25 protein-coding genes are annotated in these 24,917 nt (G+C 46.0%); 17 read left to right on the plus strand and 8 right to left on the minus strand.

Annotated features, from left to right (window positions below; all coding sequences use genetic code 11):
- The first annotated feature begins 12 nt into the window (after positions 1-12).
- The 8 genes from ACSX1A_RS12690 to ACSX1A_RS12725 all read left to right on the plus strand — a co-directional run bounded on the left by ACSX1A_RS12690 (position 13) and on the right by ACSX1A_RS12725 (position 9,935).
- Positions 13-1,845 carry a M61 family metallopeptidase gene (locus ACSX1A_RS12690; protein WP_439880014.1) on the plus strand — a complete coding sequence of 611 codons (1,833 nt, stop codon included), beginning with the start codon at positions 13-15 and terminating at the stop codon, positions 1,843-1,845.
- 116 nt (positions 1,846-1,961) lie between these two features.
- Positions 1,962-2,618 (plus strand): hypothetical protein, encoded by a 657-nt coding sequence (locus ACSX1A_RS12695; protein WP_439880015.1) that lies wholly within the window; start codon positions 1,962-1,964, stop codon positions 2,616-2,618.
- 111 nt (positions 2,619-2,729) lie between these two features.
- A complete protein-coding gene (locus tag ACSX1A_RS12700) occupies positions 2,730-3,746 on the plus strand; it encodes an MBL fold metallo-hydrolase (RefSeq protein WP_439880016.1) in 1,017 nt (338 codons plus the stop codon).
- Between the two features lie 93 nt (positions 3,747-3,839).
- Positions 3,840-5,318 (plus strand): sodium:solute symporter, encoded by a 1,479-nt coding sequence (locus ACSX1A_RS12705; RefSeq protein ID WP_439880017.1) that lies wholly within the window; start codon positions 3,840-3,842, stop codon positions 5,316-5,318.
- A gap of 158 nt (positions 5,319-5,476) precedes the next feature.
- Positions 5,477-7,294 (plus strand): ABC transporter ATP-binding protein, encoded by a 1,818-nt coding sequence (locus ACSX1A_RS12710; protein ID WP_439880018.1) that lies wholly within the window; start codon positions 5,477-5,479, stop codon positions 7,292-7,294.
- 137 nt (positions 7,295-7,431) lie between these two features.
- Complete coding sequence (locus tag ACSX1A_RS12715) at positions 7,432-7,962, plus strand: hypothetical protein (protein WP_439880019.1); 531 nt, start codon at positions 7,432-7,434, stop codon at positions 7,960-7,962.
- 105 nt (positions 7,963-8,067) lie between these two features.
- Positions 8,068-8,937, plus strand: a complete 870-nt coding sequence (locus ACSX1A_RS12720) for a DUF2911 domain-containing protein (RefSeq protein ID WP_439880020.1) — start codon at positions 8,068-8,070, stop codon at positions 8,935-8,937.
- Positions 8,938-9,020: 83 nt separating this feature from the next.
- Complete coding sequence (locus ACSX1A_RS12725; RefSeq protein ID WP_439880021.1) at positions 9,021-9,935, plus strand: class I SAM-dependent methyltransferase; 915 nt, start codon at positions 9,021-9,023, stop codon at positions 9,933-9,935.
- A gap of 373 nt (positions 9,936-10,308) precedes the next feature.
- Here ACSX1A_RS12725 and ACSX1A_RS12730 read toward each other — a convergent pair whose 3' ends face one another.
- From ACSX1A_RS12730 to ACSX1A_RS12740, 3 genes are all read right to left on the minus strand, one after another.
- Positions 10,309-12,015, minus strand: coding sequence for a sodium:solute symporter (locus ACSX1A_RS12730; protein WP_439880022.1), 1,707 nt, complete (start codon positions 12,013-12,015; stop codon positions 10,309-10,311).
- Positions 12,012-12,158, minus strand: a complete 147-nt coding sequence (locus ACSX1A_RS12735) for a hypothetical protein (protein WP_439880023.1) — start codon at positions 12,156-12,158, stop codon at positions 12,012-12,014. The genes ACSX1A_RS12730 and ACSX1A_RS12735 overlap by 4 nt, the downstream gene beginning before the upstream one ends.
- Positions 12,159-12,226: 68 nt before the next feature.
- Positions 12,227-14,770: a PIG-L family deacetylase gene (locus tag ACSX1A_RS12740; RefSeq protein WP_439880024.1), complete on the minus strand. Its 2,544-nt coding sequence runs from the start codon at positions 14,768-14,770 to the stop codon at positions 12,227-12,229.
- Between the two features lie 428 nt (positions 14,771-15,198).
- On the opposite strand from ACSX1A_RS12740, the gene ACSX1A_RS12745 reads away from it, so the two are divergent.
- The 6 genes from ACSX1A_RS12745 (at position 15,199) to ACSX1A_RS12770 (ending at position 18,547) form a co-directional block, all read left to right on the plus strand.
- On the plus strand, positions 15,199-15,894 hold the full coding sequence (locus ACSX1A_RS12745) for a hypothetical protein (protein ID WP_439880025.1): 696 nt from the start codon (positions 15,199-15,201) through the stop codon (positions 15,892-15,894).
- Between the two features lie 301 nt (positions 15,895-16,195).
- A complete protein-coding gene (locus tag ACSX1A_RS12750) occupies positions 16,196-16,492 on the plus strand; it encodes a DUF3221 domain-containing protein (RefSeq protein ID WP_439880026.1) in 297 nt (98 codons plus the stop codon).
- A 1-nt stretch (position 16,493) separates the two neighbouring features.
- The gene (locus ACSX1A_RS12755) at positions 16,494-16,856 is read left to right on the plus strand and encodes a Rieske (2Fe-2S) protein (protein ID WP_439880027.1); all 363 of its coding nucleotides are present in this window, start codon (positions 16,494-16,496) and stop codon (positions 16,854-16,856) included.
- Between the two features lie 81 nt (positions 16,857-16,937).
- On the plus strand, positions 16,938-17,426 hold the full coding sequence (locus ACSX1A_RS12760; RefSeq protein ID WP_439880028.1) for a hypothetical protein: 489 nt from the start codon (positions 16,938-16,940) through the stop codon (positions 17,424-17,426).
- A gap of 163 nt (positions 17,427-17,589) precedes the next feature.
- Entirely contained in the window at positions 17,590-18,147 is a 558-nt protein-coding gene (locus ACSX1A_RS12765; RefSeq protein WP_439880029.1) for a vitamin K epoxide reductase family protein, read from the plus strand.
- A gap of 1 nt (position 18,148) precedes the next feature.
- Positions 18,149-18,547 (plus strand): SPW repeat domain-containing protein, encoded by a 399-nt coding sequence (locus tag ACSX1A_RS12770; RefSeq protein ID WP_439880030.1) that lies wholly within the window; start codon positions 18,149-18,151, stop codon positions 18,545-18,547.
- Positions 18,548-18,591: 44 nt separating this feature from the next.
- Here ACSX1A_RS12770 and ACSX1A_RS12775 read toward each other — a convergent pair whose 3' ends face one another.
- Positions 18,592-18,789, minus strand: coding sequence for a hypothetical protein (locus ACSX1A_RS12775; protein ID WP_439880031.1), 198 nt, complete (start codon positions 18,787-18,789; stop codon positions 18,592-18,594).
- Between the two features lie 42 nt (positions 18,790-18,831).
- Positions 18,832-18,996, minus strand: a complete 165-nt coding sequence (locus ACSX1A_RS12780) for a hypothetical protein (RefSeq protein ID WP_439880032.1) — start codon at positions 18,994-18,996, stop codon at positions 18,832-18,834.
- A 478-nt stretch (positions 18,997-19,474) separates the two neighbouring features.
- On the opposite strand from ACSX1A_RS12780, the gene ACSX1A_RS12785 reads away from it, so the two are divergent.
- The 3 genes from ACSX1A_RS12785 to ACSX1A_RS12795 are packed head-to-tail and all read left to right on the plus strand — an operon-like array spanning position 19,475 to position 21,534.
- Complete coding sequence (locus tag ACSX1A_RS12785) at positions 19,475-20,149, plus strand: alpha/beta hydrolase (protein ID WP_439880033.1); 675 nt, start codon at positions 19,475-19,477, stop codon at positions 20,147-20,149.
- Entirely contained in the window at positions 20,133-20,384 is a 252-nt protein-coding gene (locus ACSX1A_RS12790) for a hypothetical protein (protein ID WP_439880034.1), read from the plus strand. Before ACSX1A_RS12785 ends, ACSX1A_RS12790 begins: the two co-directional genes overlap by 17 nt.
- Positions 20,385-20,394: 10 nt before the next feature.
- Positions 20,395-21,534, plus strand: coding sequence for an NAD(P)/FAD-dependent oxidoreductase (locus tag ACSX1A_RS12795; RefSeq protein WP_439880035.1), 1,140 nt, complete (start codon positions 20,395-20,397; stop codon positions 21,532-21,534).
- A gap of 73 nt (positions 21,535-21,607) precedes the next feature.
- On the opposite strand, the gene ACSX1A_RS12800 is transcribed toward ACSX1A_RS12795, so the two are convergent.
- The 3 genes from ACSX1A_RS12800 to ACSX1A_RS12810 all read right to left on the minus strand — a co-directional run bounded on the left by ACSX1A_RS12800 (position 21,608) and on the right by ACSX1A_RS12810 (position 24,842).
- Complete coding sequence (locus ACSX1A_RS12800) at positions 21,608-21,820, minus strand: hypothetical protein (protein ID WP_439880036.1); 213 nt, start codon at positions 21,818-21,820, stop codon at positions 21,608-21,610.
- A 280-nt stretch (positions 21,821-22,100) separates the two neighbouring features.
- Positions 22,101-23,759: a dipeptidyl-peptidase 3 family protein gene (locus ACSX1A_RS12805; protein WP_439880037.1), complete on the minus strand. Its 1,659-nt coding sequence runs from the start codon at positions 23,757-23,759 to the stop codon at positions 22,101-22,103.
- 141 nt (positions 23,760-23,900) lie between these two features.
- Entirely contained in the window at positions 23,901-24,842 is a 942-nt protein-coding gene (locus ACSX1A_RS12810; protein ID WP_439880038.1) for a hypothetical protein, read from the minus strand.
- Between the last annotated feature and the right edge of the window lie 75 nt (positions 24,843-24,917).

Here is a 24,917-nt window from a genome sequence, read left to right on the forward strand (position 1 = left end):
TAAACTCAATCCATGAAAAATAAATTCTACTGCCTGTTTGGCCTGGCCATCGGACTGATGGCGCAGCCAGTACTCGCGCAGCAAAAAGTTACCTACGGCCTCTCTTTTCCGAACGCATTGCACCACGAGGCAGAAATAACGGTTAACTTTTCTGATATCACTTCTGATACGCTTAAAGTGCTGATGCCTCGCACATCGCCGGGAAGATACGCCATACATGAGTTCGCGAAAAATGTGTACAACGTGCGTGCCACCGATGCACAAGGCAAGCCTCTCCAGATATTCCGGCCTAATACCAACGAATGGGATGTACTGGGCCACAAGGGTAATGTAACTATTAGTTATACCCTGTTTGCCGATCATGCCGATGGTACTTATGCGGGTGTAGACGAAACGCATGCGCACCTGAACATGCCTGCCACGCTGATGTATGCGCTTGGGTTTGAAAAGTCACCGGCTTACGTCACGTTCAACATCCCTCAGGATAAGGACTGGAAAATAGCCACACAGCTACGAAAAGAGCAAGGGAATACGTATTTCGCCCCCAATTTCCAGTACCTGATGGACAGCCCCACAGAGCTCAGCAACTTTGATATGGCTGAATGGACTGTGGATGACAATGGAAAGAAAAAAACAATTCAGGTAACGCTTCACCACCAGGGCACAAAGGAACAGTTTGAGGAGTATGTTGCCAAAACAAAGCAGATCGTAGCAGAGCAACGCGCGGTTTATGGCCAGTTACCCGACTATGACTTTGGCCGCTATACGTTTACTGGCTGCTATATGCCACAGGCTGTAGGCGATGGCATGGAACACCGCAACTCTACTATGCTTACCAGCTCACGGTCATTGGCCAGTGCCATGGCTGCCCTGCTCAATACCGTTTCACATGAGTATTTCCACTCCTGGAACGTGGAGCGTATCAGGCCAAAGAGCCTTGAGCCTTTCAACTTTCAGGAGGCAAATATGTCGGAATCGCTTTGGCTGGCAGAGGGTTTCACGAGCTACTACGGCGACCTGACCATGGCTCGTACCGGCCTCTTTGATCTTAAAAAATATGCTTCAGACCTTGCCGGTGACCTGAACTACGTACTGCTTTCTCCGGGCAGAGAGTATCATAGCTTAAAGGAGATGAGCATGCAGGCCCCTTTTGTGGATGCTGCCCGCTCCGTTGATCCGGTTAACCGCCATAACACCTTCATCTCCTATTATACCTACGGCAGCATGACAGGCCTGGCCCTTGACATGACGCTACGCCAGCAGTATAACAAAACTCTTGATGATTTTATGCAGGCCCTTTGGCGCAAGTATGGCCAACCAGAAAAGCCTTATACCTTAGCTGACCTGGAGGAAACACTGGCAGAGGTATCCGGAGACAAGGCTTTTGCCAGCACTTTCTTCAGGAACACCATCAATGGCAGCCAGTTGCCAGACTTTGCACCACTACTGGCTAAAGCAGGTCTGGAGCTTCGCAAAGCAAAACCAGGAGAGACCACGATCGGAATGGTCGCCTTGAATCATGGTAAAGAGGGTGCTACGATCATGAATGGCACTTTTATTCACTCTGCTGCCTACAAAGCAGGCCTCGATCGTACAGACGTTATCCTGACGCTGGATGGACGCAAGATCAAAAAGGAAAAAGACCTCCAGAAAGTACTAAGCAAGCACAAGCCCGGCGACAGCATTCCGGTAACCTTTAACCGCCTTGGCCAGACGCGCAGCACCACGCTGGTACTGGAAGAGGTGCCTACGCTGGAGGTAGTACCTTATGAAACCATCGGAAAAGAAGTAAGCCCGGAAATACAGGCTTACCGGCAGGCGTGGCTGGGATCGAAGGTGAAATAAAGACTTTACAACAAATCTTTTACGCAGCCGTTTTTATCGTTTACAAATTATGCCTTTTGCTTTTGAACTACTGGTGCCCTATCTTAGTATAAAGATTTAGACTTCAGCATTTTCACGTGAAAAACATATTCAGAACCGTATTCGCCGTTAGCCTGCTTTGGGCCGGACAAGCCATGGCACAGGAAACTAAGCCTAGCTTAGACTCTGCGCCTGTTCCTGCCACAACCGTAGCTCCCGCAGCTACAGCACCATTGGCAGAAGCTGAAGCAAAACCAGCCTGGTCAGGGCCTAAGCTTAGCTACAGCATGGCTATGGGGGCAAGTTTCAGTAATGGGTTTGGCAATGCCACTTATGTAGAGCCCTCGGTTCGTTACCAGATAAGCAACCGCTTCAGGGTAAATGCCAGCATGACATATGTTAACGTGATGCCTTACAATTCAAGCGTTGTTGGTCCGGAAGGCACGACGATGCTGTACCGCAACAACGGCGGCAGCCATTACATAGGCAGCGTGGGCATAGATTACCTTGCCAGCGACAGGCTGATTCTGAGTGGCAACATCTGGAGAGATTTCTCGAACCTGCCAGCTAATAGTTTAAACTATGGCTTGTATAGCCCTGGCCGTATGGGTGTAGACCTTCGGGCAACCTACAAGATAACTGAGCATTTATCGGTAACGGGAGGCATGCGTTATACTGATGGTGCTTCGCCATATTACAATCCGTTCAGTTCGCCGGGCTTTGGCAACAGCAACCGCATTGGCTTTGGTTACTAAGTAAAATAAAATACCAGAAAGCGCTTTTCCGTATCACGGGGAAGCGCTTTTTTTGTTTAACCTTATCGGGCCGAAAACTGTTAAACCTACAGACACCAAAAGGCTTATATTTTGCAGCAGAACAAGAAGCACATCCGCCATATAAAGAACGAACGCCTGGAAACTATTAAACCTGATTACCGGGGTAATAAAGTTGTAAACGGACGCTTTGCCAACGGAGATGAGGTCTATGCACCAGACTTCAGCAACGTGATCAAATGGAGGCTATCCGCAAACCCACAGCGCGAGGAAAAGGAGAAGGATGATTATACACCCGATGTACAGTATGGCTGCGACTTTATAAATTCTGACAGGGATATGGTGGTCTGGCTTGGCCACGCCAGCTTCTTCATCAGACTCAAAGGCATTACTTTTCTGTTAGATCCTGTACTCTACAACCTCCCCCTGATCAAACGCAGGTCAGAGCTGCCGTGCAAGCCAGAGCAATTGCGAAACATTGATTTCATGCTGCTTTCACATGCTCACCGCGATCATATGGACAAGCAGTCCATTAAAACTGTTTTTAGTCAAAACCCGCAATTAAAGGCCCTGATTCCTTTAAAGGCCGGTGAAGTACTCCGGAGCGCTAGCCCACATCTGCCGTACCAGGAGGCTGGCTGGTTTCAGAAGTTTGACCTGGTGCCTGATGAAGTGGAAGTTTTTTACCTGCCGGCATCACACTGGCACCGCCGTGGCATGACCGACATGAACAAGGTACTTTGGGGCAGCTTTGTGCTTAAAACAAAAGAGATCAGTATTTACTTTGCTGGCGACTCCGCTATTGACTCTCATTTTGAGGAAATAGAGAACCTGTTTGGCCCAATGGACCTGTGCATTATGCCTGTTGGCGCTTACAAGCCGTCTTTCCTGATGGCCAAAAGTCATATGAACCCACATGAAGCGGTAAAAGCTTTTAATTACCTGCGCGGTGGCACTTTTATTCCGATGCACTATGGCACCTTCGACCTCTCTGACGAACCTCCAGGAGAACCTGTGCGCCTGCTGCAGCAGATTGCCGCCTCCGGCATGTTGCAGGGCTTAAGGATACCTGCCATCGGTGAACCTGTACTGTTAGAGGAGTTACTGTAACACTAAGTGCAGCAGAGGCTGTTTTGTTACTATCTTTGCATTCAGATTTAGCCCCGGCTATTAACAAAACAGCGTTTACGAACCGTAACAGCAATGTCCCCTACTCTTATCATAGGCTTGATCATAGCTTATTTTCTCGTGCTTATCTTTATCTCCTACCTAACCAGTAAGAAAACAGATTCTGACACTTTCTTTCTGGCTAACCGGCAGTCACCGTGGTATGTGGTTGCATTCGGGATGATCGGGACGACATTATCTGGAATCACTTTTGTGTCCATCCCAGGTATGGTAAAAGGTGCCCAGTTCACTTATCTGCAGATGGTATTGGGGTATCTGTTAGGTTATCTGGTTATTGCCACGGTATTGATGCCGCTGTACTATCGCCTCAACCTCGTCTCTATCTATACTTACCTGGAACAGCGCTTCGGTTACTGGTCCTATAAAACCGGTGCCGCTTTTTTCCTGCTTTCACGCACACTGCTGGCCTCTATCCGCTTATTCCTGGTGGCAGGGGTGCTGCAGTTAGCTGTTTTTGACGATCTGGGAATCCCCTTTGCTGTTTCCGTGATCATTACCATACTTCTTATCTGGGTCTATACTTTCCGGGGAGGCATGAAAACCATTATCTGGACCGATACTTTCCAGACGATGGCAATGCTATTGGCCGTAGCCACAACCATCTGGCTCATCTCTGATGAATTAAACTATGGTTTTCAAAACCTGGTGGCCTCGGTGCAGGAGAGCAACTACTCCCAGGTATTTGTATGGGATGTGAAGGCCGGCAATTACTTCCTGAAACAGTTTTTGTCAGGCGCTTTTATTACGATTGCCATGACGGGCCTGGACCAGGACATGATGCAGAAGAATCTGAGCTGTAAAAACATTGGAGAGGCACAGAAAAATATGTTCTGGTTTAGCGTAATACTGGTTGTGGTAAATGTGTTGTTTCTCACGCTGGGGGCCTTGCTTTATACATATGCCGGTACAAAAGGCATTACGCTTCCAACCAAAGCCGACGATGTGTATCCCTACCTGGCTTTGAATCATTTCTCTCACTTCCTGGGCATTGTGTTTATATTGGGGATCATAGCTATTACCTACGCCTCTGCCGACTCGGCGCTTGCAGCCCTGACCACCTCTTTCTGCGTCGACTTTCTTAATTTTAAAGACAGAAGCGAACACGAGCGGGTTCACCTGCGCTACTTTGCCCATGCCGGTGTTTCGGTGGTAATGGTATTGGTTGTGATTGCCTTTGATGTGCTTAGTTCAGAAAGCGTTATTGCTACCATGTTCACGGTTGCAGGGTACACCTACGGCCCTTTACTGGGGCTTTATGCATTTGGCCTCTACACCAAACGCTCCATTCGCGACAGGTTTGTACCAGTAATCTGTGTGGTTGCCCCGCTGCTCACCTACCTGATCAGCTACAATTCTAAGGATTGGTTCTGGGGCTATGAATTTGGCTATGAAGTGCTTCTGCTTAACGGATTCTTAACGTTTGTGGGTTTGATGGCGCTCACAACAGGCAGGACAGAAGCCCTGGAGCTGGCACAGAAAAGTACAGAAGTATAAAACATAGCCTGCTGAATTTATTCGTCATATTCCTTACCTTTGTAAGATTTTATTGGGCGGTGGCATCTTTACAGCACATTAGCTGTTATACCCACAACACCCTCCGGCTGCAACAACAAAAAAGGCAGCCAACAAAGTATTAAAGCATAGTTTCATTAATGGCAAAACGCGGATTCGGGCTAAACGGAGAGCAGGACAAGGAAGGTAGAAAGAAGATCACAAAAGAAAGCTTTCGCCGGGGCCTCCGGATTTTTGGCTACGTTCTACCTTATAAGATTAAGTTTATTGTCGGTTTAGGTTTCTTAGTCCTATCCAGCCTCACTTTTATGGCTTTCCCATACTTAGTAGGCAAACTGTTCGATTCTTCTTCCGGTAAAGCTACCGGCCTGACGGCAGACATTAACATGATCGCCATTGGGTTGTTCTTAGTTATCCTGCTACAGGGTATTTTCTCCTTTTTCAGGGTATACTTCTTTGCCCAGGTAAGTGAAAACGCTGTGGCAGATATCCGCCGCGACCTGTATAGCAAGTTTGTGCAGCTGCCCATTTCCTTTTATGAGAAAAGAAGGGTTGGCGAAATCACAAGCCGCATTACCACTGACGTAGCGCAGGTGCAGGATGCAATGTCTATTACCCTTGCTGAGCTTTTCCGACAAACTACCACACTGATCGTTGGTGTAGCCATCATCATGTGGACATCCATAAAACTGTCCTTGTTCATGCTGGCTACTTTCCCGGTGCTGGTGGCACTTGCGTTGGTTTTTGGGCGACGCATCAAAGGCTTGTCTAAAAAGACGCAGGACGAGCTGGCAAATACGAATGTTATTGTAGAAGAAACGCTGCAGGCGATCAATACGGTGAAAGCTTTTACTAACGAAATGTTTGAAGTGGCGCGCTACAGAACTACACTTGGCAAGGCAGTAAAAACGGCAATATCTACCGCTTACTATCGCGGAGCTTTCATTTCGTTTATCATTGTCGGCTTGTTCGGAGGCATCATACTCGTGATCTGGTACGGAGCTACACTGGTGGCAAACGGCGACATACAGCAGGGCGACCTCGTTTCTTTTGTATTATACACTGCCTTTATCGGTGCTTCTGTTGGTGGCCTGGGTGAACTTTACGGCAAAGTACAGGCATCCCTGGGTGCTACCGAGCGTATCCTGGAGATACTGCAGGAGCAGGAAGAACCTACTGACAAGAGCATAAGGGCATTAAACGAAATACCTAAGTTAAACGGAGATATCACGTACCAACAGGTGGCGTTCTCCTATCCTACCCGCCCTGATATACAGGTGCTAGGCGATATCAGCTTTACTGTAAATGCTGGAGAGAAGATAGCCTTAGTTGGCCCGAGTGGTGCTGGCAAGTCTACCATTATCCAACTCCTGATGCGTTTCTACGATGTAACCGGAGGGGGAATTATTGTGGATGGGAAAGATATTCGTAACATGGACCTGACCACCCTGCGCGCCAACATTGGTGTGGTTCCGCAGGAGGTGCTACTGTTTGGCGGCACTATCCGGGAGAACATCGCTTATGGTCGTCCGGGTGCCTCTGAGTCAGAAATTATAGAAGCTGCCCGCAAAGCCAACGCCTACGACTTTATCATGACCTTCCCGGAAGGCCTGGATACCCTGGTTGGGGAGCGTGGTATTAAGCTTTCCGGAGGGCAGCGCCAGCGCGTGGCCATTGCCCGTGCTATTCTCAAGAACCCAGGCATACTAATACTGGATGAGGCAACAAGTGCCCTGGACTCTGAATCAGAGCAGCTGGTGCAGCAGGCCATGGATGAGCTGATGAAAGGCCGTACCACGATTGTGATCGCGCATCGCCTGGCCACGATCCGAAAAGTAGACAAGATACTGGTGATAGATGGTGGCGAGATTGTGGAAGAAGGCTCACATGAAGCATTATCCCTTAACCCCGAAGGCATGTATGCAAACCTGCTAAAGCTCCAATTTGAATTAAGCTAAAGAACGGCATCAAATTAAAAGAGAGATACTGTTGACGTAACGTTAGCAGTATCTCTCTTTTTTAGTATATATTTACTTCTATATTTTTGTAAGCTTTTCATAAACTTAGCACTCTAAAGCTACCACCTAAGCTACCAATGCTTAAACTAAGACCATCCGCTTTCTTACTCATTGCTGCCTGCTATTTGCTTCTTTGCCCGTTGCAGCTTCGGGCACAGCATGAATTCCTGAAAAGCTTCAGGGCTAAAAATGCGGTTTATCTGGAGCTCAGTGGCAACGGCGACACGTACTCTGTCAATTTTGAGCGGATTTTTTTTCAGCGCGTAGAATTTAAGACTGGCCTGAGAGTTGGCGTTGGCACAAATCTTTTCTTTATACCTGAAGAACCCGGGCCTTACCCCATTATTCCCGTAGAAGCCATAGGCATGCTGGGCCGCAACAGAAAACATTTTGAGTTCGGTTTAGGTTATACCCGCAGACTAACTGATCACCCGGACCTGTTGCACGATATGTACTTTGGCAGGTTGGGTTTCAGATATCAAAACCCAAATGGTGGTTTATTGGTAAGAGTAGCATTAACGCCCTTTTTGTCGGCGGAAAGTAATGTAAGAACACCGGGTCTGGCATTGGTGCCACGTTTCGGGTTAAGTATAGGGCAAAGCTTTTAGTCTGTCGAAATTACAGCCTGAATGGCTAAACATCATTCGTTTGTCCTCTGGAAAATGAGTATCATTACACTGTCACAATACGCTTATCCAAACAATAAAAAATTTATGAAGAAAAAAATTATTGGCTTCGTACTGTCTGCTGCGCTTTTACTTGGTGCAGGCTCAGTGCAGGCACAGGGAATTAAAATGCCCGCGCCAAGCCCAGCTCAGAAAGTAGAGCAGGCAGTAGGTTTAGCTAGTGTTTCAGTAGATTATTCACGTCCGTCGATGAAGGGCCGCAAAATTTTTGGTGACCTGGTTCCTTATGGCAAAATGTGGAGAACCGGTGCAAACGCGTCAACTAAGATCAAGTTTTCAGAAGATGTAACCATCGAAGGCAATAAAGTGCCTGCAGGTGAGTATGCCCTTTACACCATTCCGGGCAAAGATGTATGGACCATCATCATCCATAAAAACACCAAGCACTGGGGCGATGGTGGTGCAGAGTATAAGCCTGAAGAAGATTTAGTACGCTTTACTGTAAAGCCACAACAAAACCCTCGCCAGGTAGAGTCATTTACCATCAACTTTACCAACCTGAAAGCGGATGCTACCGATGTGGAGATCCTGTGGGACAAAACAATTGTTCCTTTTACCATTAAAACGGACGTAGACAGCAAAGTGATGAGCCAGATTGACGAGCAGGTATTGAAAAATCCTGCTGCAACTCCGGCGCTTTATGCAGCTGCAGCAAACTACTATTATGAAACTAACCGCGACCTAAAGCAGGCACGCGAGTGGATTAGCAAAGCGAATGCAACTGATCCTAAGTACTGGAATCTTCACACGCAAGCCAAAATAGAGGCTAAGATGAAAGACTACAAGCAAGCTATCAAGACTGCAGAAAAATCAATGGAACTAGCCAAAGCTGCCAGTAACCCTGATTATGTGAGTCTGAATGAAAAGGCAATTGCTGAGTGGAAAAAGATGAAATAAAGCTATCTTTGTTTTAATCGTATAAAAGAGCCTTCGGAGTTATACTTCGGAGGCTTTTTTATAATCACCAAAACCCATACCTGTTGGAAGAGAAAATGCATTCGGAAGAGCACCTGGGTCCGGCCCGGGAGTACTGGTGGAACGAGGATTACCTGGAGTTACTCGCCAAGCGCCTGTATATTGATTATTGCCAGACCCTAGTGGATATAGGCTGTGGGAAGGGAATGATGGGTTTTAAATTCTCTAAATACATGCCTGACGGGGCAAAAGTATATGGCGTAGATTATGAGCCCGGGTATATTGATGAGGCAAGACAGCGGGCTCAGAGTGAATTCGGACGCAACAACATCCATTATGAATTTAAGGTAGGTAACGCTACAGAGATCCCTTTACCCGATAGTATTGCCGACGTAACACTCTGCCAGACACTGCTGATCCATGTAAAAAACCCGCAGCGCGTTATCCAGGAGATGATGCGTGTTACTAAACCTGGTGGATGGGTACTGGCACTGGAGCCCAATAACCTGGTGCCCAACCTCATGTTCGACCGCTACGGAGAAACGGATTTTAATGTAGAGGGTATGCTGGATGTGCTCGAAATTAAGTTGCGCATCGAAAAGGGCAAAAAGGCACTCGGCGAAGGTTTTAACTCTCTTGGCGATGTGATACCGGACTTGTTCCTGAAAGCTGGCCTGAAGGATATTAAAGTTTGGATCTCTGACAAAGCACTTGCCATCATTCCACCTTACGATACGCAGGAGAAGATGCTGCGCGTAGAACAGATGATGCAGTGGATAGAAACTGAGGCCATGGGCTATGATTACCAGGACAACCTGAACTACTACATGGCTGGTGGCGGCACCAAAGAGAAATTTGATGCTTACTGGCAGAAACTGCTCTACAACAAAATTACTATGAAACAGAAGCTGCAGAATGAGGAATATGTTTCTGCTGGAGGGAGTCTGGTTTATATTGTTGCCGCACAGAAGCCAAGGTAGATCACGTTTTTTAGTTCTAACTATTAGCTGGTACTAATTATCAGCTAATGATTCTACATCTTCAAATTTAGCTTAATTAGAGTCAATGATTCGGCAGTTTTTAACAACTGTCTTTCATCGCTGTTTATGATCCAGCTGTCCTTTCTAGCTGCTGCTTATCCTCAGTTTTACTTGCTATTTTGTTTCACGTTTGCACTGGTGCGCTCTAGCCCGCGAGGGCACGTCCTCGGGCATCGCGCTGTGTTCCCTTCCTTTGCTACCCTTTGGTCGCAATGCCGCTTGGGCGGCACCGGAATCTCACAAGGCGCTCAACCCAAGGACTGGGATTAGGTTCGATAGCTGCTGCCTCTGCAATAGAACATAAATTATTCTACTACCTGGCAACCAATTCCTCTTTCTTTTTGCCTATTAAGCCTTCAAGTACAAAACCGAACAGAATCACACAGACACAGCCAATAACGTTAAACCACAGGAAAGCGATTTCGGTGTAGAAATGGCAGTAAAGCACCACGAGTTCAGCGAGAATGGCGGCATAAAAAACGGCATTGCCCTTGATGCGCTTGAAGTAAAATGCCACCAGGAAAATACCAAGTATGGTTCCGTAGAAGATGGATCCGATAATGTTTACTGCCTGTATCAGGTTATCGAGCAAGGAGGCATAGGTCGCAAAAAGTATAGCAATTGCACCCCAGGCAACAGTAAAAGCTTTAGAGGCATTCAGGTAATGCAAAGGATCACCTTTCTGGTTGATAGAGCGCCTGTAGATATCCACGACTGTAGTAGAAGCGAGTGCATTGAGCTCTGAGGCTGTAGACGACATGGCAGCCGAAAATATCACGGCTAACAGCAAGCCTACCAGGCCAACCGGCAGGTACTTCATCACAAAAGATATAAACACGTAATCGGTGTCTCTTGTCTCTGCTTCGGGAAACGCTTTTTTTATCAGGCCTTTCACCTCTTCCCGCACTTCTTTTCCAGCTGCAGTCAAAGCAGCTACCTCGCCTTCCGCTGCGGATATGGCGGCCTCATCTTCTGATTTTAATGCGGTTACCAAGCCCTGTACTGCCTGCTGCTTCTGCCCAAACAGTGCCGTATACTTTGTTTCCAACTGCCGAAGTTCGGGCTCATAAGCAGTACCATATACTTTGCTCTTGGCTGCCTCATTAAAAAATACCGGGGGCTGGTTAAACTGGTAGAACACAAATACCATAACCCCGATAAAAAGAATCAGGAACTGCATGGGTATTTTCAGAAGGCCATTAAAAATTAAGCCCAATCGACTCTCGCCAATCGATTTACCCCCCAGGTAACGCGCCACCTGGCTTTGATCTGTGCCGAAGTAAGACAGTGCCAGAAACAGGCCTCCCGTAATGCCGGACCAGAAATTGTAACGGTCATCCCAGTCAAAAGAGAAATCCACCACATTCATTTTGCCCATTTTGCCAGCCACAGCCACAGCATCGCCAAGGCCAACATTTGCCGGCAGGTAACTCACCACCATAATTCCGGCGATGATCATGCCACCCATCATAACAGCCATCTGCTGCTTCTGGGTTACGCTTACAGCCTTGGTGCCACCCGATACGGTATAAATGATCACCAGTATCCCAATGATAAGGTTTGTAACAGTCAGGCTCCAGCCAAGCATAGTAGAAAGTATGATGGCAGGCGCATAAATTGTGATACCTGCTGCCAACCCCCGCTGCACCAGAAATAATAAGGCCGCCAGGGAACGTGTTTTCAGGTCAAAGCGGCTTTCCAGGAACTCATACGCTGTAAACACATTGAGCCTGTAGAAGATTGGAATAACAGTGATGGAAATGATCACCATCGCGATCGGTAAACCAAAATAAAACTGCACGAAGCGCATGCCATCTTCATAAGCCTGCCCTGGTGTGGACAGGAAGGTAATGGCACTGGCTTGTGTCGCCATGATAGACAAACCAATGGTCCACCACTTCATGCTGTTGTCGCCCTTCAGGTAACCTTCAATGTCTTTGCTCCCGCGCGTTTTCCAGACTCCGTAGATCACAATAAAGCCCAGTGTGCCGAGCAGCACGATCCAGTCTAATTGCCTCATTCGTAAATTTTAGTGATGGTATAAAACAAGATGATCAGGAAAGCCAGGTTACCCAGCACCAACCAATACATGCCTGCCCAGCTTTTAAAGAACGGAGGCTTGGTGATAGGCGGCTCCGTGTCAACAGGGTGATTATCTTTCATATAGTTATTTCAGGAGACTTAAAATGCTACCAATTTTATCTGTACTAACAGGCGCAGTATACTTACAGCTACTCCAGGGTGTGCTGTGCTTTACTACCTGTTGTTCCCTCATTACCTTTACCCAGCGAAATCATGTTTGCGAATAAACGGTAAGCCCCGGGCACTCCGGCTGGTAATTCCCTGAACCAGGAATACCCTGTGTAGATGTAGTTGCCTTTGCCATACTTTGCCACCAAAAGTCCACCATCACGTGCGGGTTCTCCCGGATCGTTCGATGAAAGTATAGCCGTATACTCCTTACTCCATTCGTACGGGAAGTATAAACCTCGCTCCTGCACCCATCCTTCAAAATCTTTTTTAGTTATCTTATTTGGTGTAGTCAGAACCGGGTGCTCAGGTGCAAGCAGGCGTACTTCTGCCTCCTCTACCGTAACTCTGTCGCGGGACAGTTTGAGCGGGTATGGACCAACGTTCTGTAATACCAGGCTATGGTTAGTATTATACTGCACGATCAGGTTACCACCATTCTTTACATACTCCATCAACGTTGGCTGATCAAACTTTAAGCGGTCCACTGTATTATAGGCGCGCACCCCCATAATGATAGCGTCGTACTGCTGCAGGTTACGTAGCCGCATGTCCTCGTCATGCAGGAGTGTTACATTATATCCAATCTGTTGTAAGCTTGCAGGTATTTCGTCTCCGGCTCCCATCACATACCCAATTTTCCGCCCCCTTGTCTTCAAGTCCAGTTTCACAATTTTGGCAGCAGCCTCCGGGAAAAGAACCTGGGCCGGAATATGGCTGTAATTGATCTCTTTTAGGCCTTGGTTATAAGTCTTGCCATTAACCGTGGCAATGGCCTTCAGCTCCGTTTCCTGCTGCTCCTTCGGAGGATATACCATGAAAGTAACCTCCTGTTCTTCGCCTTTGTTTTTAAGGTTAAAGGGTACCGAAGCAGGTTCTGAACGCCAGCCTTTAGGCAGTTGCAGCTTTACGTTACCAGACACATCAACTTTTCCCGCTTTCACCAGCACCTGCACCTGCTTGGGCTCCTGGTCAGCAAACATGTAAACGTTTTCGTTGATGTTCACAAAAACAGGCGGTGTAACTACAAAAGGACGATATACTTCCCCTTCTACAGGATCTGTGCGCTTATAAACAACAGGTACCTGCAACTGAAGCGGCTCACCGGCCACCTGTAGCCGGAAAGTAACCTGAGCGGCAGCAGGATTTTCGGGTAACCCAACCAGTTGCTGCTCTTCTATGGCAAACATGCCAAGCGTACCTGGCTTTCGAAGCCAGTATGGCTGCGACACTTCCATACTTGCCGGAAGAGTTATTTGCTGCTCAAATTTAACCGGCACATTGTTTTGCAGTTGCTTATTTAAAGTGGTGTCTTTGGAGGCGAAAGTATAATTTACAAGCTGTATGGAAACAGGCACTGTAGAACGGTTAATAGCTTCAATCTGCAATTGAACAGGTTCTCCAGGGGCTGCGGCATAATCGGCGGCAGTAACTTCTACATATAAACCCAGGGCATACCGGATCACATCCTGCAGTTCCTCCTGCTTCACGCGCTTCCAGTAACCGCCAGGTAGCTTGTCCAGCTCCTTCTTTGCTTGAATTAGAGCAGGAACTACAGCGGCAGGTGCTGCAGGCTGGTAGGTATCGATGGCCTGTTGTATGAGCTTTTCTACTTTCTCACCGCCTTTCACACGGCTCCAAGTCGTGTTAATACCTTCAAACAGATCTTTTTCAGCTTTATCACCCTGCGTGTGCTGCAGGTAGTCTATGGCAGAACCTCTGGAACCGGCGGCTCCAAAGCCCTGGCTCTTGTGCATGCTGCGGCTTTCAGCAGCTACTTCTCCATATGATTTTCCCAGAAGCGGGTTATATACTCCCACATCAATTTTTAACAACTGGTCAACATATTTATCAAATTCTGCCTGGCTCCCAAAAGACCATACTCCGGTATTCCAGAGCAAGCGTTTTGGCTGCCATACTTCCACATATTTCAATTGCTCCGGAAAGCGCTTCGGATCTGCCGCTGCATTAAAAGCTTCTGCAGCAAGTATAGCTGAGGCGGCATGCTGCCCGTGGCCAGCACGTGCATCCGGCGGGAAACGTGTGATCATTACATCAGGCCGGAACTTACGGATCGTCCATACCATATCTGAAAGCACCTGTTCTCTGTCCCAGATGGTGAAGGTCTCATCAGAATCTTTTGAATAGCCGAAATCATTTGCCCGGGTAAAAAACTGCTGCCCTCCATCTGTTCTGCGTGCCTGCAACAACTCCTGCGTTCTGATTATACCGAGCCCTTCCCGTATCTCAGGACCTACCAGGTTTTGCCCTCCATCGCCGCGGGTAACGGAGAGGTAGCCCGTATTGAACAACTCCTCATTGGCCATGTATGCGATCAGTCGCGTATTCTCATCGTCGGGGTGGGCAGCCACATACAACACTGATCCTAGCACATTAAGCTTTTTTATATCCTGGAGCACCTTTGCCGCAGAGGGCTTGGGAGGTGTTTGAGCCTGAACAGGGAAGGTAAAAGCAAGAAGAAGTGCCAACAATAAGAACCGTTGGATAAGAGCCGCCTTTTTCATAGTACGTTTTATAATTGTAAAGCTTATAATGAGGATCTTAAAGCTAAGTTATGTAAAGCTAAAAAATAAAGTGTGCAAAAGCATCCTTCTCCTATTCCACCTGACAGAAAGCAATTTTTTGTAGATAAACAGCGCGCTTAATTTTCTTAGTAAACGTTCTGTGAGCTAATTTTAAGGCAATCTGGCAGAAACAGAAATAGCTTCAGAAAATTAGCTCAGCAGGCACTGCCTTACAAAAACCATAATTAATAGGATTTATATTCAACCGTTCATATATTTGTAGCGTAAGAAGAATCAATTGTGATATTTCTAACACCACTTATGTGTAAAAAGGGGTTGAAATAATATACCCCTAAAGTTCCTGAGTTGATAGCGTTTTTTCTTTATATTAGTACCGTTGCTACTTAGCTAAAATTACCTGACTTCATATGTCCAGCACCAAAGAAAGTAAAATAGAAGACTTTGCGTTTGACTATTTGCAGCACTATTATGCGTTGCAGCAAAGCGCAAAAAGCGTTTTGATAAGTAAGTCAGATAAAACAAAGAATGGTGCTGAAGTCGATGGTTTATTTGCCTTTAAGGATAGAGACAGCTCCATATTTGTAGCTACTGTATCTTTTAAAGATGCCTTCCCGCTAGCTGATATACTTATTAACTACAAGAAGAATGGCCTGAGCAAGGTTCGCTATATCACGCCTGCCGTGCTTTTGATAACAAGCTTTCTGGTAGCCGCTCAAAGCGATCACTGGCTTTACATGTGGGTAGCACCTTTCTTAGTAGCGATCAGCGGCTTTTACATTCACTCCTTTTCTGAAAAAAATTACCTGAAGCGCAAGATACGTCAGCAGGTAGATGCGCTTAGACAACACAAGGCAAATGAAAAATGGCTGGGGATATCTATCAGCAGCCTTTGCTTCCGGAATAATAGTTTAGCCAGTTATCTGCTAAAGCAATGCCAGCGCCAGGGCGTCGGTTTGATAACAGTGGGAAAGCGTGCTAAGGTGGTGCTTATGCAGGAACCTCGTACGCAAATTAGCAGACGTGGTGATTACCTCCGACACTTTTCTGCTGAAAACAGCATCCGTCAGGCCTTATCAAATGAAACGGTACTGCGGGTAGCTTAACCCCAGGTATAACAACAACTAATCAAGAGCCCTTGTTGCGAGTTTATGCAACAAGGGCTCTTCTTCATTAGTACAATAGAATACCTTAAACTAACACGAAAAGACAGATGACACTAATAATCATTATCATACTCGTAATTGCCATTGTGATTGGCTTAGTGTGGTTTAACAGCAAAACACCGAAGCATTAATGGTTGATAAAAGAGTAAAACACAAATTTTCCCGCTTTACACTATATCTTACAGGCTTCGCTTTATTACTAAGTATAGCCACAGGGTGCAGAGGCGATGAACCAAAGCGTATGCCTGACACAATGCCAGATGTATATGGTTATATAAATGCCATCTCAACTGATAGAGATGCTGATGCAGTACGGGCAATGGTTATGGTTAAAGCAGTAGAGGGTGTTGAAGCAAAATACCGGGAGGCAAACATTAGCATAGATGATAAAACGTTGATCGAAGATTCTAAAGGCGAGAAACTGACTGTAGAACAGTTGCAGGAGGGGCAGGAAATCCAGGCCTGGTTTGAAGGCGATGTTGTAGAAACCCTGCCCGCCCGGGGTTATGTGAAAGCTGTTCGGATAAAGGCTCAGTAAAATGGCGGAAACAGAAACGCAGTATACATGGCACAAGGTCTTTGACTCGTTGCAGGAGGCAAAAACAACAGTACCCCTCCGGAAACTACATAAATTCGTACTTGATGGCCGCGCTGTCTGCTTTGCCCACACCAACACCGGATTCTTTGCTGTGGATGATACGTGCCCGCACCTTGGATACTCATTAAGCCGTGGTACCACAAACTACCTGAATGAAGTGATTTGCCCCTGGCATAGCTACAGATATGACCTTTCCAGTGGTCGGGAGTGTGAGTACCGAACGCGCAATGCCGTGGCGCACCCCGTTGAAATTCGTACTAACGGAATATACATTGGCATCAGTTCTCCCACTGCTACACGTTAATTTCAATAATTTAACACTCCATTCTGCAGCCTGTAACGTATAAATTCTGAAGTTTTACCAGAATCCATTTACTCCTTTCCTATGGATGTATATTTTAAGGAATATCAAGACCTGATAACTCTCTGGCCAAACCCAATTTTACTCACACACCCTGATGGCATGGTGTATCTGATGATTACGTATAAAAAAGCGTATGTGGAAGCAAAGTGGTTTGGGCATATAACAGCAGATAACGTGATTACAGGGGCTATGGTGTACCTGGAGCTGTTACGCAAATACTCTAATCCTAAGTTACTTAACGACAAAACAGAGTCTACAGGAGACTGGGAAGATGCAAATGACTGGCTGGAGTACGAATGGCTGCCCCAGATAATGGATGCTGGCTTGCAATGTTTTGCCCATGTATACTCTAACAACATGTTCAGCAGGCTATCAGCCAGAGACCTTTACCTCAGGATCATTCCAAACCTGAACATGGAAAATTTTTTAAATCGTAAAGATGCCGAGAAATGGCTAATCTCCTGCCCTACCACTTTTGAAGAGAAAGATAATACCGCAGAACTTCTATAGCTCTTTTGCTTCGTCAAAAATTCTACTTGGATTTTAATATACCTGTTTCCATTAAAAAACGAGGTACAGGTGCTGTTATGCATTAAAAAAAAACGCCATCTCGTAGTAGCCGTAATGATTCACATAGCATAATAAATCTATATTTAACATAAACTAAACTGCTATGCATGAAGAAGGCATACCGCCAGGGTGGAGTTATAACCCTGCAACCTGGGGCCAGCGGCTGCCAATTGTGGGTCTTGCTGTTGTGGGCGTGTGTATCGCAACCTATCTGGCACTCTTTCAGCTACATGTGGTAACCAACGTATGGGACCCTTTTTTCGGAAACGGCAGTAAGCAGATATTAACTTCCAAGACATCGAATATACTCCCTATACCAGATGCAGCCCTAGGGGCAATCGGTTATTTACTTGATGCTGTAACCGGAGCAGTAGGAGGTACTCGCCGCTGGAGAACCATGCCATGGATCGTTATTTTGTTCGGCATGGCTGTAGGCCCCTTAGGTTTTGTAAGTATTTTGCTGGTGGTACTGCAGCCTGTAGTGTATGATTCCTGGTGCACCCTCTGCCTCTGCTCAGCCTTGATCTCTATTATAATGATTGGCCCTGCCATGGACGAAATGCTGGCTAGCCTGCAGTATATGAAGCGGGTGAAAAATTCAGATGTATCTGCCTGGAAAGCTTTCTGGGGATATAAAAGTGTACAAGATAAAGTGAAATAACATGTGGGCACAAATTATAAACGCTATCCTGGGGCTCTGGCTAATGGCTTCACCCGGTATCTTTGGCTATCAGGGCGTAGTGGCCGACAACAATCATATCGTTGGGCCTATAATTGCGTCTTTTGCTATCATATCCTGGTGGGAAGCAACAAGAGTGGTCAGGTTATATAATTTGCCTCTCGGTTTTTGGTTGCTTCTGGCACCCTGGGTGCTGGGGTACGAAAGCACAACAACCATTGTTAACAGCATGCTGGTTGGTGTTCTGGTGATATGTTTTGCCTTTGTTAAGGGCAAAGTTGAAGGTACTTACGGAGGCGGTTGGAAATCTCTCTGGCAGTCAGACACACTGCATCAAAGAGAAGCACGATCTATGCAGGATTACGCAGACGGCAAGCAGTAGCGATCACCGTTCCCATGTTTCCGGCAGGAGTCATGCGATTGCTTTTAAATTCCAGCAATCGCATGTGGGGCACTTACAGTTATCTCAACGGTATCTAGCACAACGTGCATCATTGGCTCTTGTGCTACTGTGAGCTGCTCTACATTGGCAGTAACCTCTTTAGGATGTTTTACAGTTAACACTTCCTGGCTCGCAAGCCCAAATCCGAAAAAAATAGCGAATAATAAGATGATGATTTTCATGGCTTTATTTTTTATAATTTTTAAAAAGTATTGAATTAACGACTACTGCTTTTCAGCTACAATCTCAACCTCAGGCAGTAAATTTGGGTAATCCTTGTATTCATTGATCTCAGTTCTGGTCTGTATCTTCTTCATATCGTCAGCAGACTTTTTAACTGTAGCTCCAAAACCGAATACAAAAGCGAATAATAAGATGATGATTTTCATAATGGTAAATGTTTAGTGGTTAATGACTTATTGTTGTTACAAACTTACTCTATAGTACTTTGCATTGCAAGGTACTGTTACATTAATCACTACTGTTTTATACCAACAGCCATATTTTATCCGTGAACAACAGGTAAATACTGATAAACAGCTCATTAGCCTTAATATGGTATTTGGAGGTTAAAAACAGGAGCAACTACAGCAGCAAAAGAGCCTTCAGAACAGCCTGATAGCCATTTTTGAAAAACAAATGTAAATAACACGCCCTTTTTGACTGCAAAGAATACGGGCAACGAACGTACCCAATCACAATCAAGCTTACCTTAACAGCTACTTTACCCACAAGCAGGAAACTTACCTATCTGTACCGACTGGCAACTCATTTTGCTGGAATCCCGGTACACGGTTTTAAAACAGCACAGCAGCAATTCTAAAATTTTTACCCAAATAAGCCTCTGAATCTGCGTATAGCCTTACCATGAGTACAATATACTTTATCAGTGGCCTAGGGGCAGACTGGCGTATGTTTCAGTTTCTGAAACTACCTGATCACCTGCACCAGCAACAAATTAAATGGTTAGATCCACTGAACCTTGATGAATCCCTGGAATCCTATGCTCAGCGCCTGCTCCCCCAGATAGCAGACACTGCCAATCCCATTTTTGTCGGTTTCTCGTTTGGTGGCTTGGTGGCTATTGAGCTTGCCAAGCTGCTGCGGCCACGTAAAACCATACTTATCTCCAGTCTTGCTACCCGCCATGCTTTGCCCTGGTATTACCGGCTGGCGGGCAAAACGCACCTCCACAAGGTCATGCCATTTAAGTTAATGCAGAACACATACCCTCTTGCCCCATTCTTTTTCGGGGCACATACCCCATATGAAAGAAGAATGCTTAAATCTGTATTTTTCAGGATCGATGAAAACTTTTTGAGGTGGGCACTGGGCAGGTTATTGGAGTGGCAGCAAGCAACCGTTCCGCCAAATATTGTTCAGATACACGGCACCGCAGACTTGATCCTTCCGCTTTATGACAGGCCGGATATAATTAAAATACAGCACGGGCAGCACCTGATGGTACTTCATAAGCCAGAAGCGGTAAGCAATGTATTAAGCCGAATTTTATTAGATTGCACACATGACGAACAAGAATAAATTTATAGTTACTACTAGCAGCGGCCAGGTAGCTGACCTGACAAATGCTACTACTTTAAAGAGCAACAACCTCTACCCTTTCGGCAAGCATAACTACTCTGTTTATGAAACACCGGAAGGTATTTTTGTGCGTGGCCTGAACAAAGGGGAACGTGAAGTGATGCTCACGCACTTTGAGCTGCTGGACGAGCAAACAGCCCGAAACTATAAACACGAATATACCCGCGAAGACTAAACAGATACCGATGCAACTTAGCTTTTGGGAGAAGGAGACTTACTTTGGCAACATTGATGTGTTGATCGTTGGCAGCGGGATAGTGGGACTGAATGCAGCTTTACACCTGAAAGTCTCACAGCCAAAGTTGAAGATATTAGTTTCAGAACGCGGACTTTTACCAACAGGCGCAAGCTCTAAAAACGCTGGTTTCGCCTGTTTTGGCAGCCCCTCAGAGTTGCTGGACGACCTTAGCCACCATACCGAGGAGCAAGTATTTGGACTGGTAGCCCGCCGCTGGGAAGGTTTGCAACGCCTACGTAAAAACCTCGGCGATATAAAGATCGATTATCACCGCTGGGGTGGGTATGAAATGTTTGAAAGCTCGCAGGAGGAGCTCTACACAGCCTGCCTCGAAAAGCTACCATACTTAAACAAACACCTGCAGGCCATCGTGGGCGAGCCTCATGTATACCGTCAGGCAGACCAGAAAATCAACAATTTCAGGTTTAAGCAGGTGGCGCATCTCCTGGAGAGCACTGCCGAGGGGCAGATCGACACAGGTAAAATGATCCTGGCGCTCACCCAAAAGGTACAGGCCCTTGGGGTGTTAGTTTTAAATGGCCTGGAGATCCAGTCGTTGCACGACAATGGGACCAGCATAACTGCAACTACTGCTCAAAGTATAGATATTACTGCACGAACTGTATTGGTAGCTACCAACGGTTTTGCAAAAAAACTCCTCCCTGAGTTAGCAGTAGTACCGGCCAGAGCGCAAGTACTAATCACAAAGCCTATTCCTGACCTACCCCTGAAAGGCACTTTTCATTATGATCGCGGATATTACTACTTCCGGAACATCGGAAACAGAGTCTTGTTTGGCGGAGGCCGCAACCTTGACTTTAAAACCGAGGAAACAGCAGAGCTTGGCTTAACTGACCTTGTACAAGACAAACTGGAGGAGCTTTTAACAAACATTATACTCCCTGATGTACCTTTCGAAATTGAGCACCGATGGAGCGGGATAATGGGAGTAGGTAAAGAGAAAACAATTATTGTGCAGCAAGTGTCGGAGCGAGTATGCTGTGCTGTGCGCATGGGTGGCATGGGGGTAGCCATCGGCTCGCTGGTAGGGGAAGAAGGTGCTGAACTGGTTTTACAGAATCTCTGAATAAACTAAGCTGAACTAAAAAGGCAAACAGGGTAATACTGTCTGCCTTTTTAGTTGGGGTGCTTTAAACGTCTTAATAAGCTGAGATCCATTTGTTTTTATTTTGATGAATGATAGGTCTGCTTTGCCTCAGGGATTCTTTTTCTGAAGCATAGAAAGCCTGGTATTCCTCCTCACTCATTTCCTCACGCAAAGCAATGTGAAATCTGGATAATTCCGGGTACATCTTGTTTCGCTCCTGACGCTCTTCGGGGCTGTTTCTGTTAAAATCAAAAAAGCTTTTCATGGTTGGTTTTAAAGTTTAAACAATTGATTTATAGGCTGTTCAGCAAGAATATCATACTCTATGCTATTGCTTTTTGTTTAAACTATTTTAGTTACAAGCTGCTATTCCCTTCCCTGCTTCAGCTTTTTACTAAAAAAAAACCGGCTGCACCAAAATGATACAGCCGGTTAACTAACTTATAAAGCCTTTTAAATTTAATCTGCCTTTTCGGGCAGCCTTATTGAGCCACAAAGCCCTATAAACAATTAATTACAAGATTAATACAAAATATAGCACCAGCCTATTTTAAGCCAAGTACATCTACTCCTTGCTCAAAAACGATGTCTACTGGTATGTTAGCTTTGGCCAGTCTGTCAAGGTCAGCTTGCAGTTTTGCGTCTACCTGGCCCTGGTTATCTAACAGTTCACCTACACCGGCATAGTCGCCTTCACCCTGCAAGGTCAGTATCTTCTCAGACAGTTTGTTCATGGCCTGGCGCATCTTATCATAATTCACCCGGTATTTACCAGTCTGCTCATCACGTTCGAAAGCGCCGTTCTCTTTAAAGAAGTTAAAACGTACCATGTTAGCTTTACCATGTGCGCTGGATGCACCAAAGCGAACCGAACGGAATATACCTGCCAGGAAGGTAGTATAGAAATCTTTCAGGTCTCCGTCTAACTCCCCTTTCTCGTTCAGCTGCGTGATCATGTACAGGCCAAGTATATCAGCTTTGCCCTCTTCCAAAGCGGAAGCACGTTCTTTCAAGGCTTCACGTACGGTTCCTTTGTTGTTAACCGTGTTCTTGATACCTAAACCGTGCGCCACCTCATGGAACATTGTATTAGCAAAAAAAGCATCAAACGTTACATGGTCCTGCTGGTCCTCTACAATCAGTTCGTCGGCAATAGGCACCATGATCTTATCAAACTTGGCACGCATCGCATTCTTTAATTGTAAACGACGTGTACCGCGTTTTAACTGCACCTCTTCATCGTTCGGCAGGTTGATGGCAATGGTCTTGCTACCGGCATTACTGTCTCCGGCATAGTAAACCACATCGTAGGCATTCAGATCAGAATCGGTACCTGGTGTTTCTTTCTTGTACTTAGCTGGTACCGGAAGGCCGCGCTGAAGCTCAGGCAGGAAAGCGGCATACTTCGCCAGCTTTTCACTCCACTCCATATCTTTTACCAGTACATACGCCTCATGTGCCGCCTTATAACCAAACAGCCTGTCTTCGTAAGTTTCTATAGGACCTATAACAATATCTATTTTATTGTTCTTCATGTCCATCCAGGCAAGATCACTTGGCTGGTAGTTATCTGTCAGCAATGCCTCAGCTCGCAGGTTCAGGTACTTCTTTAGCCCTGGATCATCAGCTAAGTTAGCAGCCTGCTTCAGTAGATCGGAGGCACGCTTTACCTCATCCTTAAACTGCACATGATAAGGCACTGTAATGAGTTTACCGTTCGCATCGCGACGCAGGAATGTGTACTGGCTGGTCTTATCTTTCAGATCAGCTTTTTCAAACTCTTCCTTCGTCATGTCGGCCGGATAGAAATTAGCGGCTTCCGGCTTCGGCCCTACCCCTGCTATAAAAGGTTCGTTGTTGTTCAGGCGATCCCAAGGGCCGTAATTGATCTGAACAAAACGCTTTAAAGGAGCGCTATCCAAAGCTGCCATCAAAGAGTCGCGTTTACCATACGCTTCATACCAGAACAATTGATTCATGATGTCGCCTGCCTCGATCAGCAGCGGGAGCATCTTCTTTTCATTCTCGCTAAGCTTACTCAGATCAGCTGACAGCCGAACGTCTGTATACATGTCCAGCTTTTGTTGTATGCTATCGTCGGCTTGAACGGCTGTTGATGTCGTTTCTCCTTCTGTAGTGCTGTTGGTACAGCCAAAAGTGGCTGCCGCAATTGCCGACGCAAAAAGAATGTGGCGTGGTTTCATTATTTTTAAAGGTTAGTTCCAGTATGGAAGGTAGTAAAATTTAAGGTGTGGTGAAAGTGGGATTGATTTGAAAGCCTCATAATAAAAGAGGTGAGGCTCATCAGAACCTCACCTCTTACTATACTTATGTTTCAAGAGAAATTACTCTACGTCACATTTAATGTGATTTCCGATATAGCCGGCAGCTTCCTTCGCAGCTGTTGCCTCTGGGCTGTCATCATATAAAGTGGCTGCACTGGTTTCAGTTAACTTATCGAATCCTGCCAAGTAGGTATTGATAGCTGCCATTTTAGATGCATATGCTGTAGCCGAAATGTGTCCAAGCTTTTTATTAAGCTCCACTGTAGCTCCCTGGGAAAAGGCAAAACCTATGGTTTTATTGCCGTTGTTTGCATTTGGATTCATCATGGCAAGGCCTTCAGCTTCCGTGTAGGTATGACCACCTAGCACAACTGTATTACCACCCCAACTCCCTTCTTTATGGAAGGCACCTTGTCCAAAACCGCAAATATCTTCTACAAATGTGCAACCAGGGCCCACCATTGATCCCTGCACACACTCGTTGCCAGCCTTCACACCAACTGTAGCGCTGGTTACCTGAACGGCAGCATTAAGTGTAACAGAGAATGTATAAACAGAACCATCCTTAACATTGCCATCAAAATCTGCGAACCGCACATAACCAGGTGTAGCTGCCATGGCACAGGCATTGGCACTACTCTCTAAAAAAGAAAGTGCAAGTGTCTGAACAGGACCTCCTGCTTTTTGCATAGTCAGGGAGCTTACATTGCCTGATGACAGCATAATTGGCTGGCTGTCACAACCTACCAATGCAAGCATTACTGTATTTGCATTTGCACCTGTGTTATCCCCAACTCTTACAACGTCAAAAGACCAGGTCATGCCGTCTGTACTTCTGAGATTAGAGAAACCAAAAGAATTAGTACTTGCAGCCTTTGCTGCATCTGTAGACACACCACTTAAGGTGGACGAAGGGGTCATATCCTCTGCATCTTTTGAGCAAGAGAACATTAGCATTGAGGCACATAGCCCAATACACAGGGTTTTGGTTAGTTTTAACATTTATTGTAGTTTTTATAGATACAAGAGTATTACGTATTATTTAAATATTGTTATATGAAAATAACATATTTTTTA

The sequence above is a fragment of the Pontibacter sp. MBLB2868 genome (genome assembly GCF_051904785.1).
Lineage (GTDB): Bacteria > Bacteroidota > Bacteroidia > Cytophagales > Hymenobacteraceae > Pontibacter.